This is a genomic window from Bacillus sp. SRB3LM, assembly GCF_015712745.1.
Classification (GTDB): domain Bacteria; phylum Bacillota; class Bacilli; order Bacillales; family Bacillaceae_G; genus Bacillus_A; species Bacillus_A thuringiensis_K.
In genome coordinates, this window is record NZ_VWVQ01000008.1 from 274064 (window position 1) to 291740 (window position 17677).

The following is a 17677-nucleotide window of genomic DNA, read 5'->3' on the forward strand; positions in this document are numbered from 1 at the left end:
TTTTCCATGCAAACTAATCTCCTTCTTCTTTTCATAAATAAATGAATAATATACAAAATTAGCCACAAAATAGCACTATATTACAAGATTAAAGAGGGCGTACATATGATTTGGAATTGGTTACGTAAGAAAAAAAAATCAAATACGACAGAAAAAAACGAAACAGATAATTCGGAGCAACAACCTAACAATCAAGATGATGATAACAAAGAACAGACTAGAAGTATGAAACATAATAAAGATAACAATGGAGAACAAAAAAAAGAGGAACATAAGGAATCTTCTCAAGACAAACAGCAAAATTCTAAACAGGGCGACTCTGCTCAGGATAAGCAACAAAGCTCTAAACAAGATGACTCGAATCAAGATAAACAACAAAGCTCTAAACAAGATGACTCGAATCAAGGTAAACAACAAAGCTCTAAACAAGATGACTCGAATCAAGGTAAACAACAAAGCTCTAAACAAGACGAATCAATTCAGGGTAAGCAACAAAGCTCTAAACAAGACGAATCGAATCAGGATAAACAACAAAGCTCTAAACAAGATGACTCGAATCAAGATAAACAACAAAACTCTAAACAAGACGAATCGAATCAGGATAAACAACAAAGCTCTAAACAAGACGAATCAATTCAGGATAAACAACAAAGCTCTAAACAAGATGAATCCAACCAGGATAAACAGCAAGATTCTAAGCAAAACGACTCAGCTCAGGATAAACAGCAACGCTCTAAACAAGATGATTCGAATCAAGATAAACAGCAAAGCTCTGGAAGTAATAGTATTTATGATTTTACAAAACCAGAAAAAGACCGTATTCATTCTCTACAAGATTTAATAGAAAAGCTCAAAAAGTCTAGTGATTTTGTTAATTACCATACATCTGACGATGAAACGATGCCTTATTGGATTTCTTACTATCGACCTTCGCTTGATGGAGAGAAATTACAAAAGTACTTAATGCCTACTCTTTTAGAACGACCTAACGCTTCACTAGAAGAACTAAAAGAACATATTCCGATGAGCGGGATTACAATTACGAATGACCTACAAAAAATTGAGGATATGGTTTTAAAGGGGCATGCAATTATTCAATTGAATCAGCAAAATCAAAAGTGTCTCCTTGCAAACATTGCAATTGATACGTATCGGGCACCAAGCCCTCCTTTAAACGAATCGACTGTTATCGGTCCTCAAGAAGGTTTTGTAGAGGATATTGATACAAATATTAATTTAGTTCGAAAACGTCTTCCTGTTTTAGATTTACAAACAAAAGAAATAATTGTCGGCGAATTTTCAAAAACAAAGGTTGTCATGATGTATTTAGATAATCTTGCTGAAAAAGAGAATGTAGAGTTTCTAGAGGAATCATTACGCGCTCTTGAATATGATCAAATTAATGATAGTGCTTACTTACAAGAATTAACGGGTGAAAAATCAATTTTCCCACTCTATATCAATACAGAACGCAATGATAGAGTTACAAAAGCACTAATTGATGGAAAAATCGCTATCTTTGTCGACGGTTCACCGAACGTTCTATTAACTCCTGTATCATATTTCGATTTCTTTATTTCACCAGAAGATTATAATGTCTCTTGGCTATATGCAACATTTTCAAGAGTTTTACGCCTTATCGCTGTTCTTTTCTCAATTTGTGCAGCTCCATTATATGTTGCTGTTTTAAATTATCATTATGAACTCATTCCAAGTGATTTGCTGGAAACATTAATTTTATCTAGAGCGCAAGTCCCATTCCCACCTCTAATTGAAGCACTTTTTTTGGAATTAGTTATCGATTTGTTAAGAGAAGCTGGTGCAAGGTTACCAATGAAGGTCGGTCAAACACTTGGTATTGTAGGCGGTATCGTAATTGGGCAAGCATCTGTACAAGCTGGTTTAACGAGTAATATTTTATTAATTATCGTTGCCTTATCAGCACTTGCTTCCTTTATTACACCTATTTATAAAATGGGGAACGCTGTTCGGTTACTACGCTTTCCGTTTCTCATATTTGCAGAAATAGGAGGACTTTTCGGGATTTCTCTTGGATTTATCTTTTTATTTACTCATCTATTTAGACTTACTTCCTTACGTAAGCCATACGCTTTGTTTTATCCAACAAGACAACAATCTGTTAAAGATTCTTGGATTCGTTTTCCCTTAACAATGATTGATACAAGGGATGTACAAGCGAGGCCACAACATGTAAAAAAATCAGCAAAAGGAATTTCAACAAAACATAGATCAGACTTTGATGATTAAGGAATGAGGTGCATTGATGAGTAAAGTTCAAGAAAAATATCAAATATCTCCTATCTTTGTTTTCTTCTTAATTCACGGTGCACAGTTTGGTGCTGGCGTTCTCGGATTCGCTCGAATCACCGCAAAAGCCGCTGGATACGACGGATGGATAGGCGTTCTAATCACAGGAATCTGTATCCAGATTCTTATATGGATGATGTATTTTTTATTAAAAGAAACAAACGGAAATTTAATTGATTTACAACGACAAACCTTTGGAAAGTGGATAGGGAACGTCTTTAATATCATCTTTGCAGCTTATTTTTTAATCGTCAGTATTTCGGTTATTCGAACGTATGTTGAAATTATTCAAGTATGGATGTTCCCAACTGCCTCCACCTTTATGTTAACACTTTTTTTGTGCCTAGTTAGCTATTACATCATTTCTTCTGGATTTCGTGTCATTACTGGCATTTGCGTCATCTCTGTTGGTGGTACACTAGGGTATTTATTTCTAAGCTTATTCGTTTTGAAATACTCACATTGGGAGAATTTATTACCCATTTTCACACATTCTTTTTCAGATATTTTAAAATCTGCTCAACTGTCAATCTACAGTATGACTGGTTTTGAGATTTACCTCATGGTTTATCCATTTGTGAAAAACCCTAAACAATCTCATAAATTTGCTCAATATGGGGCACTATTCTCAAACCTTCTATATTTATTTAGCACCCTTTTAGCCTTTTCGTTTTTTAGTGAAAAACAATTATTAAAAACGATATGGGCCCAACTTTCTATGACCCAAGTTATTCAATTACCATTTATAGAAAGATTAGAATATATTGCAATTTCAGGCTATGCACTCGTTATTATTTCAAGTTTTATCCTCCCTTTATGGGCGTCAATGAGAGCAACTCACGAAATATTCCGTGTAAAACAAAGAGGTGTTTTAATCGCTTTTATCATTATCACCCTCATTGTTTCACAACTTTTAATAAACAGACACGATATTAATAATTTTATTAGTAATGCATCAAAAGGAAGCTTTTGGCTCATTTATGTATACATCCCAATTCTATTTATTATTGTGTGGGTGAAAAGAAAATGGAAAAAATCAAAAATAAATTAATACTTATCTCTTGTATAACACTCTTTAGTCTAACTGGATGTTTACAAAAAAATATTATTGATGACGTACACCTTATCCAAGGAACTGTCTTCGATGTAGCAAAAGATAATAAAATAAAGGTAACATTTGTTTGTCCTATTCAGCAAAAAGGGAACAAAGTTCAAGTTTTTGAAGGAACAGCAAATGCGGTAAAACAAGTAAAAGCTGACACATCTTTAGAGTCTTCTCAACCATTTGCTAGTGGGCAAATGCGGGTTGCTCTATTTACCACCCGAATCGCTAAGAAAGGAATGGTTGCTTCCTTCGATACATTAATTCGCGATGTAAACATTGGTAATGCCTTATATGTTGCTTTACTTGAAGGTAATGGTACTGAACTTTTAAAAGGAAAGTACACGACTTCATCCAACGTTGCGATTTATATAAAAAAAATGCTAGAACATAATATGGAGACCGGTCCTTTACCAACAGATAATCTGCATGTAGGAGCATTCCGTTATTATCAAGTAGGGCAAGACTACTATATTCCAATTTTAAAGAAACATGATGATAAAATAAAAATCACGGGAATTGGTCTTTTTAAAAAGGATAAATACGTTGGTAAAATCGCGGAAACAGATATGTTTATATTTAAAGGACTGTTAGAAGAGCATAAGTTAGATTCACATGAATTTAAAGCAGATCCTGGGTACGTAATGATTAACAATATTCGTTCTGTTCCAACATACGATATAAAAATAAAAAACGGAAAGCCCTCCTTTTCCATTCATGTGAAGCTTGATGCCCGTATTCAAGAAGTATCGAAACAAATTAACTTAGAGAATGCTAAGAACACAAAAAAGATTGAGAAGGTCGTTCAAAAACAATTGGAGACACAAGGTAAGAAATTAATTAAGCAGTTTAAATCTTTAGATGTAGATCCTCTCGGGCTAGGAGCTAAATATAAGCAACATTATCGCCCATTTAAATTAGAAAAGTGGAAACAAATGTACAAAGATGTTCCAGTTACTATAAAATACACCGTAGATATTACAAATTCTGGTGTAATTGAATGAGAAATGATTGAACTCCTCTCTCCAGCATGATACAACGGAGAGAGGAGTTTTTTATTATCAAATAGAGAGAAGATATTTATGGGGGAGCTTATGTCTAAAAAATTAGTAAAGCCTATTTTAAATGGTATTTTATTTCTCACCGTCTTTTTATTTGCTCATACATATTTAAAAAATGTTTCCTTCACACGTTATTTACTTGTCGTTATACCAATGTTGCTCGTCGGTATGTTTGGCATCGACCTTATTTTATCCATTTTAATAAAAGAAGAAAAATAACGAGCAGGGCCGTCCCAAAAGTATTCCGGGATGGCTTTCTTTTATTAATTGGTTTATGTTTTGTCGTTTAGTCAATATAATCTTTCCCTATCTTAACTAAAAGATGAAACTTTTGAACAGTCCCTTTTCATTTCATAATCACCCTATGTTACAATGAAATTCGGACAAAGCGAGAAAGGATGAAACAACATGACAAACGAAAAAGGTCTAGATAAAGGATACGAACTTGTTGCAAAAATGCATAAAGAGTTCGGACACCCTGTGACAAATACTCCAACAAAACTAACAGAAGAACGTGCAAAAATCCGTGCAAGTTTTATGCAAGAAGAGCTAGAAGAATTTCTGGAAGCAACGACTGTTGAAGATCAATATGATGCACTAATTGACCTTATTTACTTTGCATTCGGAACGTTTGCCGAAATGGGTGTACGTCCTGATAAAGGATTCGAAATTGTAAATAACGCAAACATGGCAAAACTATTCCCTGATGGAAAACCTCGATTCCGTGAAGGCGACGGCAAAATTCTAAAACCAGAAGGCTGGCAAGCACCAGAACCACAACTTCGTGCTGAAATCGAACGTCAGCGCCAAGAAGCTGAAAAAAACTGCTAGAATTTCCTAGCAGTTTTTTATTATGTCTTTTTTTCTGGAATTCATTAATGACCCACGTGTCCAGCGTGCCCTGCTGCTCCACTAATGCTAGCCGCTCCTGCCGCTGCCCCTGCTCCTCCTGCTCCAATTCCTCCTGTCCAAGGAGAAAATTGTTGTTGATACTGTTGGTATTGTTGGTGCTGTTGACCGTGTTGGCCGTGCTGACCTTGATGACCGTGGTGACCTTGATGGCCGTGCTGACCATGGTGGCCGTGCTGACCTTGTTGGCCTTGGTGCATTTGATAAAGAACAGCTTGCGGATGAATGTGGTGGTGACCGTGGTGATGTACTTGTTGTTGATGACCATGGTGGCCGTGTTGACCTTGATGATGGTGGTGTCCATGGTGACCGTGTTGGCCTTGATGATGATGTCCATGGTGACCGTGTTGGCCTTGATGATGATGTCCATGATGGCCGTGTTGACCTTGGTGATGATGGTGTCCATGATGACCGTGTTGATCTTGGTGATGATGGTGTCCATGATGGCCGTGTTGACCTTGGTGATGATGGTGTCCATGATGACCGTGTTGACCTTGGTGATGATGGTGTCCATGATGGCCTTGATGGTGGTGATGTCCATGATGACCGTGAACAACTTGCGGATACCCACCTATTCCTCCAGCTACAACACCTATTCCTGGTACCGGAAATCCTGTCTGCACTCCTCCAACGAAAGAAGGAAATGTAGTTGGTGCTCCTACTGGAAATCCTGTCTGTACGCCAGCTACTGATGTTGGGAAGCTTCCTGTTACTGTAGGCATTCCAACCCCTGCTGTCGAAAAGCCTCCCATTGATGTAGGCATTCCAGTTTGCATGCCAGCTACCGATGTTGGAAATCCGCCCGAGCCTCCACCCATCCAGCTCGGAATTCCACCGTATCCTTGTTGGTCAGCTCCTCCCATTAACATCATTTGTTCATAACTACCCGATCCACCTCCGAAGAAGCCATGTGGTGCATTATTGTCCATCCCTTTCATTCCTTTCACCTCTTCTACTCAATTTAGCCTACCTTTTTTATCATATTTCCTATAGAAAAATAGGTGTTTGTCTGTATGGGAATTCCGCTCTTTTATTTGTACGTAATGGAATAATTAAAAACTTAGACTAATCTAATCCAGAGATGATTTTCTACACAAAAAAGCTCAGAGCCTAAATGCTCTGAGCTTTTATTTAGCGTTAATTAGTTTGCAACAACGTTAACAAGTTTTCCAGGAACAACAATTACTTTACGAACTGTTTTCCCTTCAATTTGGTCTTGAATTGCTTCAAGTGCAAGTTGTTCCATTTCTTCTTTTGATGCGTCTTTACTCATTGTTAGTTTCGCGCGAACTTTGCCCATGACTTGAACAACGATTTCAACTTCATCTTCTACAAGTTTAGACTCATCAAATGTTGGCCAGCTTGCATATGTGATTGTTTCATTGTATCCAAGTCTGCTCCATAGCTCTTCCCCGATGTGAGGTGCAACTGGTGCAATCATTTTTACGAAACCTTCTACATATTCTTTCGGAAGTGTTTCAGCTTTGTATGCATCGTTGATGAATACCATCATTTGAGAAATCGCTGTGTTAAAGCGAAGCTCTGCATAGTCTTCTGTTACTTTCTTCACTGTTTGGTGGTAAGCTTTTTCAAGCTCTTTATTTGGTGCATCCGTAATTTTCTCACTTAATTCACCGTTCTCTTGAACGAATAAACGCCATACACGGTCTAGGAAACGACGAGCTCCATCAAGGCCATTTTCAGACCAAGCGATTGAAGCATCTAATGGTCCCATGAACATTTCGTATAGACGAAGTGTATCTGCACCGTGGCTTGCTACGATATCATCAGGGTTTACAACGTTACCTTTTGATTTACTCATTTTCTCGTTGTTTTCACCTAGAATCATACCTTGGTTGAATAATTGTTGGAACGGCTCTTTCGTTGGAACTACACCGATGTCGTATAATACTTTGTGCCAGAAACGAGCATATAGTAAGTGAAGTACAGCGTGTTCTGCTCCGCCGATATAAATATCAACTGGAAGCCATTGTTTTACTTTTTCAGGATCTACAAGTGCTTCACTATTGTTTGGATCGATGTAACGTAAGTAATACCAGCAGCTACCAGCCCATTGTGGCATTGTATTTGTTTCACGACGACCTTTTTTACCAGTCTCAGGGTCAACAACATTTACCCACTCATCAATGTTAGCAAGTGGTGATTCACCTGTACCTGAAGGACGGATGTTTTCTGTTTTTGGAAGAACTAATGGTAATTCTTCTTCTTTCACAGCTGTCATTGTGCCATCTTCCCAGTGAATTACTGGAATTGGCTCACCCCAGTAACGTTGACGACTGAATAACCAGTCACGTAGACGGTACGTTACTTTTTGATTTCCTGCGCTTGTTACTTCAAGCCATTCAATCATTTTTGCGATTGCTTCTTCTTTATTTAAACCATCAAGGAATGCTGAGTTTACGTGTGCACCATCACCTGTGTACACTTCTTTCGTAATGTCTCCGCCTTTTACAACTTCCTTCATTGGAAGATTGAATACTGATGCGAATTCATAGTCACGCTCATCATGAGCTGGAACTGCCATTACAGCACCTGTTCCGTAAGTTGCAAGAACGTAGTCAGCGATCCAGATTGGTAATTTCTCACCGTTTACTGGGTTAACTGCGTAAGCACCAGTGAATACACCAGTTTTCTCTTTCGCAAGTTCTGTACGCTCTAGGTCACTCTTCATTTTTACAGCGTTAATGTAAGCTTCTACCGCTTCTTTTTGTTCTGCTGTTGTAATTTCTGCAACAAGTGCATGTTCCGGAGCAAGTACACAGTATGTTGCTCCAAATAGTGTATCAGGGCGTGTTGTGAAAACTGTGAACTTCTCATCTGTACCGTCGATGTTGAAATGTACTTCTGCACCTTCAGAGCGACCGATCCAGTTACGTTGCATATCTTTTAAGCTTTCAGGCCAATCAAGCTCATCTAGATCTTCTAATAGACGATCTCCGTAAGCTGTAATTTTTAACATCCACTGTCTCATCGGACGACGCTCAACTGGATGTCCACCGCGCTCACTCTTACCGTCAATGATCTCTTCGTTTGCAAGTACTGTACCAAGTGCTGGGCACCAGTTTACAGGTACTTCATCAACGTAAGCTAAGCCTTTTTCAAATAGTTTTAGGAAAATCCATTGTGTCCACTTGTAATAGTTTGGATCTGTTGTATTTACTTCACGGTCCCAATCGTAAGAGAAACCTAATGATTTAATTTGGTTACGGAACGTATTAATATTATGCTCTGTAAATTCAGCTGGGCTGTTTCCAGTATCAAGTGCATATTGCTCTGCTGGAAGACCGAATGCATCCCATCCCATTGGATGAAGAACATTATATCCTTGCATACGCTTCATACGAGATAAAATATCTGTCGCTGTATAACCTTCTGGATGTCCTACGTGTAGGCCTGCACCTGATGGATATGGGAACATATCTAGTGCATAAAATTTTGGTTTTTCTGTCTCATCTGGCGTACGGAATGTTTTATTCTCTTCCCAGTACCCTTGCCACTTCTTCTCAATTTCTTGATGATTAAAGCTCATGAGATACCCTCCTTGAAATTCTATTTATTTTCACCGCCCAAAATACAAAAAACCTCTCATCCCTAGAAAGGGACGAGAGGTTATAGATTCCCGCGGTACCACCCTAAATTAATGTACAAATATACATTCGCTTAGATCCGTAACGTGGATTAACGGCAATTGCTACTATTAGTTTCACAACTGCAACTCAAAGGCGAGTTCATAACGAAACGTGGATTGACTTGCACCGACCGTCAACTCTCTAAACCAGCTTCTATTACTACTACTCCTTCTCACTGTTATTACACATATAAGTTAAGTGAACTATCCTTCACCTAGTATCTCTTAAGAGCTTACTTAAAGCGAGGACTTCTCGGTTAATCGTTACTCTTAATAACTAACGAATTCATCTTAAGACAGCCGAGCTATCTCCCTTGTTCTAAAGGTTGTTTTATTTAAATATATTCTAAAACATGTTACATGTTCCGTCAAACTAAACTGCAATTTTTTCTTCAACTGTTTCTTCTACTTTTACTCGTTTATCATAAATGCTCGTTGCTATAAGCGCTATTACAAGCATTACCATGATTGCTATAAACAATACTTCCATATTGTATAAATCCACAATTGCTCCGCCAACGACCGGCCCGAACATTTTCCCTACAGTCGCCGCACTATTTACAACCCCTTGATAAAAACCTAATTTATCTTTTGGTGCAAGTATATTTGCAATCGTTGGAACCGCAGGCCATACAAATAACTCACCAATTGTTAATGTTACCATCGCAACGAGGAACATCGTAAATTGCTGCGCTTGGCTTAACACAATGAATGACGCCGCAAAAATGAAAATCCCAATCATAATTTGCTGTTTTAAAGAACGCTTCATCCAGCGAATTAGCATACTAACAAGTGGTTGCGCACAAACGATCATTGCTCCGTTTATCGTCCATAATAAACTATAATGACGAAGACTAATGTTTAATTCTTGCATATGTGTTGCAATTGCACCTTGCCACTGTACGTATGTAACCCAGCATAAAGCATATGCTACACACACGATAAGAAGTGCTTTAAATCCAGGTGTAAGTGACCAACCTTTTTTCGTTTCGACTTCTTTTTGTACTCCTGGCTCCTTCTTGTCTTCCATACCACGGAATCCAATAAAAGCAATTAAGAAGAAAACAAAGTATAAAATAAAGTTCGCTAAGAAAATATAATCAAAACGATACGAAGCAACTAATCCACCACACGCTGTTCCAATCGCAATACCAACGTTTTGTCCAACATACATCGCATTAAATGCTCGTCTTCCGCCCTCTGGCCAAACTGTACCGACCATCGCATACATCGATGGGAAGACCATTCCAGAACCGAAGCCGATTAACGCTAGCCACACAACGTATAAAGGCCAACCGTGGAAGAACACTAGACCTAAAATTGATACAAGTGTAATCACAATCCCTACTAAAGTTGATTTATAACCGCCCCATTTATCAAATAAAACACCGCCGAGCAAGTTTCCGATTACACCAGTAAGCGAGTTAATCATTAATACCATTCCGGCCACAGATAAAGATTTTCCTAAGTGATCATGCAAATAAATTGTATTAAAAGGCCATAAAAAAGAAGCACCCGTGACATTAATAATCATCCCAGCTACTAATAGCCATACTTTCCTTGGCATAGTTTCCCCTCCTATTCTATTTTTTTCGTTCATATATATAACAGTAAAATTGTAGTCGTTTTTAAATAGGAAGGCAACTGATTAATAGTTGATGAAATTCAGATAATGGAGTGTCGGTAAATGAAATTATATTGGTTGCTTCTTGGATTATATCAGCGATTATCAGAATATATCGACTTACCGACAAAAAACGACATCAGTAACAATATATAAATAAGGGAGACTGCATGAAGTTCATGCAGTCTCCCTTATTTATACTATCCAACTTCTTTTTCTCGCTTCGCACTTTCTTTAGCGCTCCATTTAAATATTTTATCTAGTAAGGAATATATTCTCCCAGATTCTTTCGTTAACAAAGGTCCTAACGATGCTAATATTAAAACATACAAAGCTGAGAACGGTTTAATCGCTGCCATTAAGCCACCCGCAATTCCAATATTCGCGACGATAATAGAAAATTCTCCGCGTGATACAAGTGTTAAACCGATATTCGTAGAAGCCTTATGCGATAACCCAGCTTTACGCCCCGCAACCATTCCAGCAGTAAAATTACCGATAAGAGTAATGAAAACTGCTCCTAATGCCAACCACACTGCTCCTCCAAGTGAAAATGGGTCTATACTTAAACCGAAGCTGAAAAAGAATATAGCTCCAAAGAAATCACGAAACGGAACAACAAGCTGTTCAATTCGATCACTATGCTCTGTTTCAGAAAAGACGAGCCCCAATAATAATGCTCCAATCGCCTCGGCAACATGAATCGTTTCTGAAAATCCTGCTACAAAGAACAAAATAGCAAATATTACGATAATAAAAATTTCATTGGACGAAATATCTAACATTTTATTTAAAAATCGTGTAGCTTTTCTAGCAACTACAAAGAATAGTAGCATATACCCTACTGCGATTAAAATAGATGTAAGAGCACCTACAAATGACGTTGCCCCTCCGAGTACTAATCCTGAAACGACTGATAAATATACCGCTAAAAAGATATCATCAAACATAATGATTCCTAAAATTAGCTCCGTCTCTTTATTACCAGATCTTCTTAAATCAACAATTACTTTCGCAACAATCGCACTCGATGAAATTGTTATAATCCCAGCAATAATTAATGTTTCTAATAAGGGGAAACCCATTATATATCCGTAAAGTAAACCTAATATAAAATTAAGCGATATATGAACAGTTCCCCCAAAAGCAATTGATTTTCCTGATTTAATTAATTTTTTAATTGAGAATTCTAAACCTAAGTAAAATAGGAGGAATATGACGCCAACGCGGCCGAGGAAGGAAATAACTTCTCCACTTTCAATAAATCTTAAATCGATAAGCCCTAAATCCGGGGCATGGGGACCCACTAGCATGCCGAGTATTATGAGAAACGGAATAATCGAGAACTTTAACTTTGCAGCGAGAATAGCTGCAAAAGCGACTAATACTAACGCAGTTCCAACTTCAAAGATTAAAGTATCCATCGATTATGAATCCCCTCCTACTGAAAGCAACTCATTAATAATTCTTTTTACTTCATGTCTCTCGCCTGATAATACGAGCATATCACCAGCTTCAATGATAGAATCTGGACCTGGATTAAAGAACTTCTTCATATTTTTTTTCAAAATGGCAATAATCGTTACGTTATATGTGTTTCGGACATGTAAACTACCAATTGTTTTTTGTACGACTGGTGCATTATTTTCCACCTTAAACCACTCAATTGATAATCCTTCAAAAGCCATTTCAATTGTATCTAAAGCTTGTGGTCTATATACCATTCCGCCCAATATAGCTGCAATTTGTCTCGCTTCGGAATCACGAAGAGAGACGCTTGAAATACTCTCCTCATGATCAGCATCAAAATGGTACATTTCTCTTCGGCCATCATCATGAATAACGATAACCATCTTTTCATTACCTTTTGTAATCACTTCAAACTTACATCCAATACCCGGCAGTTCACTCTCTCTAATATTCATATTTTCCGCCTCCTAATTTTTTTAGTTACGGCTTTTATAAATCGACATCAATCTCCGTTTTAAAGGGCTCATCCTTTGAGATACCTAAATACTTTAGCGTCTCTGATGGAGTCGCGTGATGGAAATGTTTTTGCAATAACGCAATCGCTATCCCTCTTTTGTACGCATGAAATCCAAACGTTTTTCGCATTGAATTTGTTCCAATCTTACCAACAACTCCAACTGCTTCTGCAGCATTATGAATTACACGATACGCTTGTTGGCGCGTAATTGAATTTGGCGTTTTATTAGATTGAAATACGTAATTTTCTCTTTTAACGCCAATAGATTGTACGTAATCTAAAAGCGCTTTTTTTACTTTTGTATTTAAATAAATATCTTGTTTAAATTTTTCATCTTTCACAGGAAGAGTATAAAACTCTTTAACAGTCCCATCTTCATTTAATACATCTTCAAATTTCATACTAAGTAGTTCTGTAATTTTTAATCCTGTGTTAATTCCCATAACAAATAAAAGATAATCTCGCTGGGAGTGCTCTTTTAAATATTTTTTCATAGCCTCAATTTGGCTTATATCTTTTAATGGTTCTACAACTTCCATACATGTATTCTCCTCATCTTATGAACGGTAATTTTTTCATTATGTTGTCCATTTTACCTTATCATGCTATGAGATTTCCATGTGTTATCCATTATTTTCACAATATACTCAGGTGGTTCTGAAAATTTTCAATGTGGAAACTTACGATTGTATAAATACGTTGCGGTAAAAAATGTGGGGATAAAAGTTCAATTTCTTTCTACAGATTGGATTCCTCCTTTCCCTATCCAGCTACTTCTACTTTTATATTACGTTACTTATTTACATTATATTATATATTTCAGTAACGTCAAAGTGTTTTTTCTGAAAATAAAAAAAACCGAGCAGTTTCGCTCGGTTTTTTTTATTAATCTTCCTTAGGAAGAACAATTCCTTTATACAATTGAACTGTAATGAAGTAATAAATCGTGTAAATAACTACAAAAATTACAATTGGCACCCAAATACGGAAGTACGGATCGATTAAAATAAATCCGAAAATATTCATACCAACTAATACGTGTGCAATACCTACAATTGCTGGGAATAGGAATACTAAGAATAACTCTTTATAAATTGATTTTGTTAATAATTCACGGCGCACCCCGATTTTACGAAGCATTTGATAACGCGTAATATCTTTTGATGCACCAGAAAGAATTTTAAACATAAGACAACTTGCCATCATTGCTAAGAAAGCAATTCCAAGGAAGAAGCCCATAAATACTGTTCCGCTCGCAACTCCATAGAACATGTCGTAAGCTCGATATTTACTATCTAATCTTTCAATTGCTATATTTTCATATTTATCTAGTTGCAACTCGTCAAGTTTTTTCCATTCTTTTATGTGTGCTTCAAAATCATCTGTTTTTCCAGTAAATACAATTCCTTCTTTACCATTTACAGTATCGTACATTTTTTGATCTACAATTTTAATTGCATGATCTTCATGTACATAGAATGGCTGGATTGTTCTAAAAGCCTCATCCCATTCTTCTGGAAGTGCTTTAGCATTCGCATCTTTTTCATTCATTTCTCTAGAAACTGCACCTACTGGCAGTTCTGCTGAAACTTTCTTCGTGTTCACTAAATCCTTCATCGATTTCATCTTTGCCATATCTCTTACTAAAGGACGATTTTTCTCTAAATCTTCTTTTACATAGTAAACATATTTATTATCAACTTTGTAACGATATTCATTTTTCTCTTTAAATGTAATACCGTCTAAAACTTTCTTTTCTTCAGCTGTTGGATTATGAACAACTGAATCGTAAATTACTAAACCATCAACCATTTTTATAACGTTATTTTTAAACGCCATACCACCTGAAATTGCACCGGCTCCAAGAGCAACTAACATCGCTACTGTTGCAAGTACCTTTGTTAGGCTATTAATACGGAAATTTAATTGTGCAAATGTAAAAGCGTTAAGTCCTTTTTCACTACGCTTTTTATTACCCTTTAACTTTTTAATAAAGACTGGGAGAAGTGATCCAAACAGCATGTAAGTACCAGCTGTTGTTGTAATTAATGCAATAATGATTCCCATTTCTCTTAGTTTTTCCATGTAAATCATTGATGCATAGCCCATTCCTAATAAAATAACCGCAAGGAATGCAACTACACCTGTCATTTTTCCTTTTACCGCAACACGTTCTGTTTGTGCATCTGCATGTACAAGTTGCAGTACAGAAATACGTGATAATTTAATACTGTTCATAATTGCGGATAATACAAATAGTGCAAAGAAGAAGATGCAAGTAACAGTCATTGATGGTAAATAAAATGCTTTATAGCCTTTACCAGCAAATTCTAATTGTTTCATTAATAGCTGTCCGATACCTTCTGCAAGGCCTACTCCAACTATAATACCAATCGCAAGAGACGCAGCACCTAGTACGATTGTTTCGATAAACATAAGTAATGTAACTTTATGCTTTTTTGCTCCTAACATCATATACATACCAAACTCTTTTTGACGAAGAGATAGTAAGAAAGAGTTCGCATATAAAATATAGAAGAACGTTATAATAGCTAGTAAAAATGAACCTGCTTGGAATACAAATCCAATTTGACCAATAGTAGAATTTTCCTTAAGGAAGGCCTCATTTAACGCTAATGTTTGGAACATATAAAAAATTGAAATGGACATGACAAGACCAACAAGTAAGACGATATAATCTTTCAGCTTACTTTTTAGCCCTGACATGGAAAGTTTAAATAACATGCTCTAGAACCTCCCTTCTTATGCTTTTTGTGTGCCTAAGTCTGCAAGCACGTCTAAAATTTCTTTATAAAACTCTTCACGTGTACCGCCTCGATGAATTTCTTTATATAGCTCACCATCTTGAATGAATAAAATACGCTGGCAGTAACTTGCACTATACGGATCATGTGTAACCATCATAATAGATACGCCTTGATCTTTATTTAAGTTTGTCATCGCATCAAGTAAACTCGCTGCATTTTTAGAATCAAGCGCTCCTGTTGGCTCGTCCCCTAAAATAATTGCAGGCTCATGCACTAAAGCACGCGCTGCTGCCGAACGTTGCTTTTGCCCACCAGATACTTCAGATGGGTACTTTTGAAGTATTTCTGTAATTCCTAACATATCCGCTACTTTCTCGACTTTTGGTCCAATGTTACGTGATGGAACACCTTGCAAGGAAAGTGGAAGTGCGATGTTTTCATAAATAGATAAGTTTTCTAATAAATTAAAATCTTGGAAGATGAATCCTAACTTTTGTGAACGGAAATCTGAAAGCTCACCTTGTTTCATTTTTGTAATATCCGTACCTGCAATTTCAACAACGCCGCCCGTTGCTTTATCCAGCGTTGAAATTACATTTAGTAATGTCGTTTTACCAGAACCAGATGGTCCCATAATCCCTACAAACTCACCCTCTTGAATTGAGAATGAAACACCTTTTAACGCGTGTGATTGATTCTCACCTTTTTTACCGTACACTTTTTGAACGTTTTTCACGTCTACAACTGGTTTCGTCATATATATCCTCCTACGCTTGTTTTTCCATTACCTATTTTGCGCCTTTTGGCGATGAACTGCTATTTGTTAACATTACATTTACCTTACACTTTTGTAATATAAAAAAGGTGTGCTTGTAAGCTTGGCTTTTACTACTAGTTCGTTTTTTGACACAGTAAATCGGTAAATGAAATTATATCGGCGATTTTTCAAATATATCGACGATTCTCCCACTTTTATCAGCGATTTTCAAAATATATCGGCGATTCCCTCACTTTTATCAGCGATTTTCAAAATATATCGACTTACCGACAAAAACTGACAATACAAATAGGCTGTTCCGCAAAAGGAACAGCCCACTTCTTTCTTTATCCCTCTTTAATGGGCAGTAAGACCCCCACTGATTAAAGTTTCACTTTATTTCTTTAAAGGTGTTACCGTCCAATACGTAATAACACGCCAAATCCATTCTAGTGGACCCATCTTAAAGATTTTCATCCAAATTACACTAAACACAATTTGAATTGCATAAATTGCGATACATACATATAGCGTCTGCATGTATGTTAAGTTACCTGCAAAGTTAAATACACTACCGGCAATTAAAATCATTGCCGTTTGTCCGATATAATTTGTTAAAGCCATACGACCGTAGTATTTCAATGGTGCTAATAATGTTTGAACTGGTTTTAACTGAAGTAATAAAATTAATGCTCCTACATAGAAAGCTGAAATAATTGGTCCAACAGTAATACCAATTTTTAGAAACTGGCTTGCAGCATCCATTGTTCCGTCTTCATTCATCAATATCATATTTACAAATGGGCCAGCAGGCACGTGTCCATATTGATACCATACAGCTGCCACACTTAAAACAAACATAATGCCTGTAAAAATAGCGACTTGCTTTATGTTTTTTGAAAGATTTTCAAATACACGATATTGTCCTGCAGCAAGACCTAATAAAATTAAACCAAGTGGTAATAGTTCTTTAACACCCATTACACTAAAGGCTATTGTCAAAATAAGACCAATTACTAAGTTCACTTGTTTTTTCGCTTTATAAAACGGTAAAACGATTAATCCGCAAATTGCATATAACGTTAACGCTTCTCCAGGCTGAAACATGTAATGAATCAAACCAAAAATAAATAATGCAACTACGCGGCGGAAAAATAGAACATATCCATTTTTCCCTTTCGCAATCGCTCTTGTAATGAAGATATAGAATCCCACTCCAAATAAGAATGAGAAAATCGAGAAGAAACGACCTTCTACAAATAAGTATAGAAACCTTTGATAGCTAGCATCTACTGTATTAGGATCTGGAGTTTTAATATTAAGTAGTGCTAAAATATTTACTAAAATAATCCCCAGTAATGCAAAGCCACGAATGTAATCTAACTCATCAATTCGTTTGTTTGTAATATTGTTCCCCATAAAGCAGCTCCTTGTCCAAAATTTAATCCTCCCTTACTCTACTGGAAAAGTAAGCTTACAACTATCGGCAAAC

14 protein-coding genes and 1 other annotated feature are annotated in these 17677 nt (G+C 36.7%); of the genes, 5 read left to right on the plus strand and 9 right to left on the minus strand.

Features of this window, described 5'->3' with window-relative positions:
- Positions 1-105 precede the first annotated feature (105 nt).
- The 5 genes from F3I02_RS08330 (at position 106) to F3I02_RS08350 (ending at position 5322) form a co-directional block, all read left to right on the plus strand.
- Positions 106-2268: a spore germination protein gene (locus F3I02_RS08330; protein ID WP_196477819.1), complete on the plus strand. Its 2163-nt coding sequence runs from the start codon at positions 106-108 to the stop codon at positions 2266-2268.
- Between the two features lie 16 nt (positions 2269-2284).
- Complete coding sequence (locus F3I02_RS08335) at positions 2285-3379, plus strand: spore germination protein (RefSeq protein ID WP_196477820.1); 1095 nt, start codon at positions 2285-2287, stop codon at positions 3377-3379.
- Entirely contained in the window at positions 3355-4434 is a 1080-nt protein-coding gene (locus tag F3I02_RS08340) for a Ger(x)C family spore germination protein (protein WP_196477821.1), read from the plus strand. The genes F3I02_RS08335 and F3I02_RS08340 overlap by 25 nt, the downstream gene beginning before the upstream one ends.
- A gap of 90 nt (positions 4435-4524) precedes the next feature.
- Complete coding sequence (locus tag F3I02_RS08345; protein ID WP_000038786.1) at positions 4525-4710, plus strand: hypothetical protein; 186 nt, start codon at positions 4525-4527, stop codon at positions 4708-4710.
- Between the two features lie 189 nt (positions 4711-4899).
- Positions 4900-5322 carry a pyrophosphohydrolase domain-containing protein gene (locus tag F3I02_RS08350; protein WP_000180559.1) on the plus strand — a complete coding sequence of 141 codons (423 nt, stop codon included), beginning with the start codon at positions 4900-4902 and terminating at the stop codon, positions 5320-5322.
- A gap of 44 nt (positions 5323-5366) precedes the next feature.
- Here F3I02_RS08350 and F3I02_RS08355 read toward each other — a convergent pair whose 3' ends face one another.
- The 9 genes from F3I02_RS08355 to F3I02_RS08395 form a co-directional block, all read right to left on the minus strand.
- Entirely contained in the window at positions 5367-6338 is a 972-nt protein-coding gene (locus F3I02_RS08355; RefSeq protein ID WP_196477822.1) for a hypothetical protein, read from the minus strand.
- A gap of 203 nt (positions 6339-6541) precedes the next feature.
- Positions 6542-8950, minus strand: a complete 2409-nt coding sequence (leuS, locus tag F3I02_RS08360; protein ID WP_000009467.1) for a leucine--tRNA ligase — start codon at positions 8948-8950, stop codon at positions 6542-6544.
- 65 nt (positions 8951-9015) lie between these two features.
- Positions 9016-9235: a binding site (T-box leader), on the minus strand.
- 187 nt (positions 9236-9422) lie between these two features.
- Positions 9423-10616: an MDR family MFS transporter gene (locus tag F3I02_RS08365; RefSeq protein WP_001137560.1), complete on the minus strand. Its 1194-nt coding sequence runs from the start codon at positions 10614-10616 to the stop codon at positions 9423-9425.
- Positions 10617-10873: 257 nt separating this feature from the next.
- Complete coding sequence (locus F3I02_RS08370) at positions 10874-12097, minus strand: cation:proton antiporter (RefSeq protein WP_074594065.1); 1224 nt, start codon at positions 12095-12097, stop codon at positions 10874-10876.
- 3 nt (positions 12098-12100) lie between these two features.
- Positions 12101-12598, minus strand: a complete 498-nt coding sequence (locus F3I02_RS08375; RefSeq protein WP_001026053.1) for a cation:proton antiporter regulatory subunit — start codon at positions 12596-12598, stop codon at positions 12101-12103.
- A 34-nt stretch (positions 12599-12632) separates the two neighbouring features.
- Complete coding sequence (locus tag F3I02_RS08380) at positions 12633-13199, minus strand: tyrosine-type recombinase/integrase (RefSeq protein WP_000454232.1); 567 nt, start codon at positions 13197-13199, stop codon at positions 12633-12635.
- Positions 13200-13545: 346 nt separating this feature from the next.
- Positions 13546-15405 (minus strand): FtsX-like permease family protein, encoded by a 1860-nt coding sequence (locus F3I02_RS08385; protein ID WP_196477823.1) that lies wholly within the window; start codon positions 15403-15405, stop codon positions 13546-13548.
- A gap of 18 nt (positions 15406-15423) precedes the next feature.
- The gene (locus F3I02_RS08390; RefSeq protein WP_000165843.1) at positions 15424-16185 is read right to left on the minus strand and encodes an ABC transporter ATP-binding protein; all 762 of its coding nucleotides are present in this window, start codon (positions 16183-16185) and stop codon (positions 15424-15426) included.
- Positions 16186-16581: 396 nt separating this feature from the next.
- Positions 16582-17604 (minus strand): DUF418 domain-containing protein, encoded by a 1023-nt coding sequence (locus F3I02_RS08395; RefSeq protein ID WP_086389562.1) that lies wholly within the window; start codon positions 17602-17604, stop codon positions 16582-16584.
- Between the last annotated feature and the right edge of the window lie 73 nt (positions 17605-17677).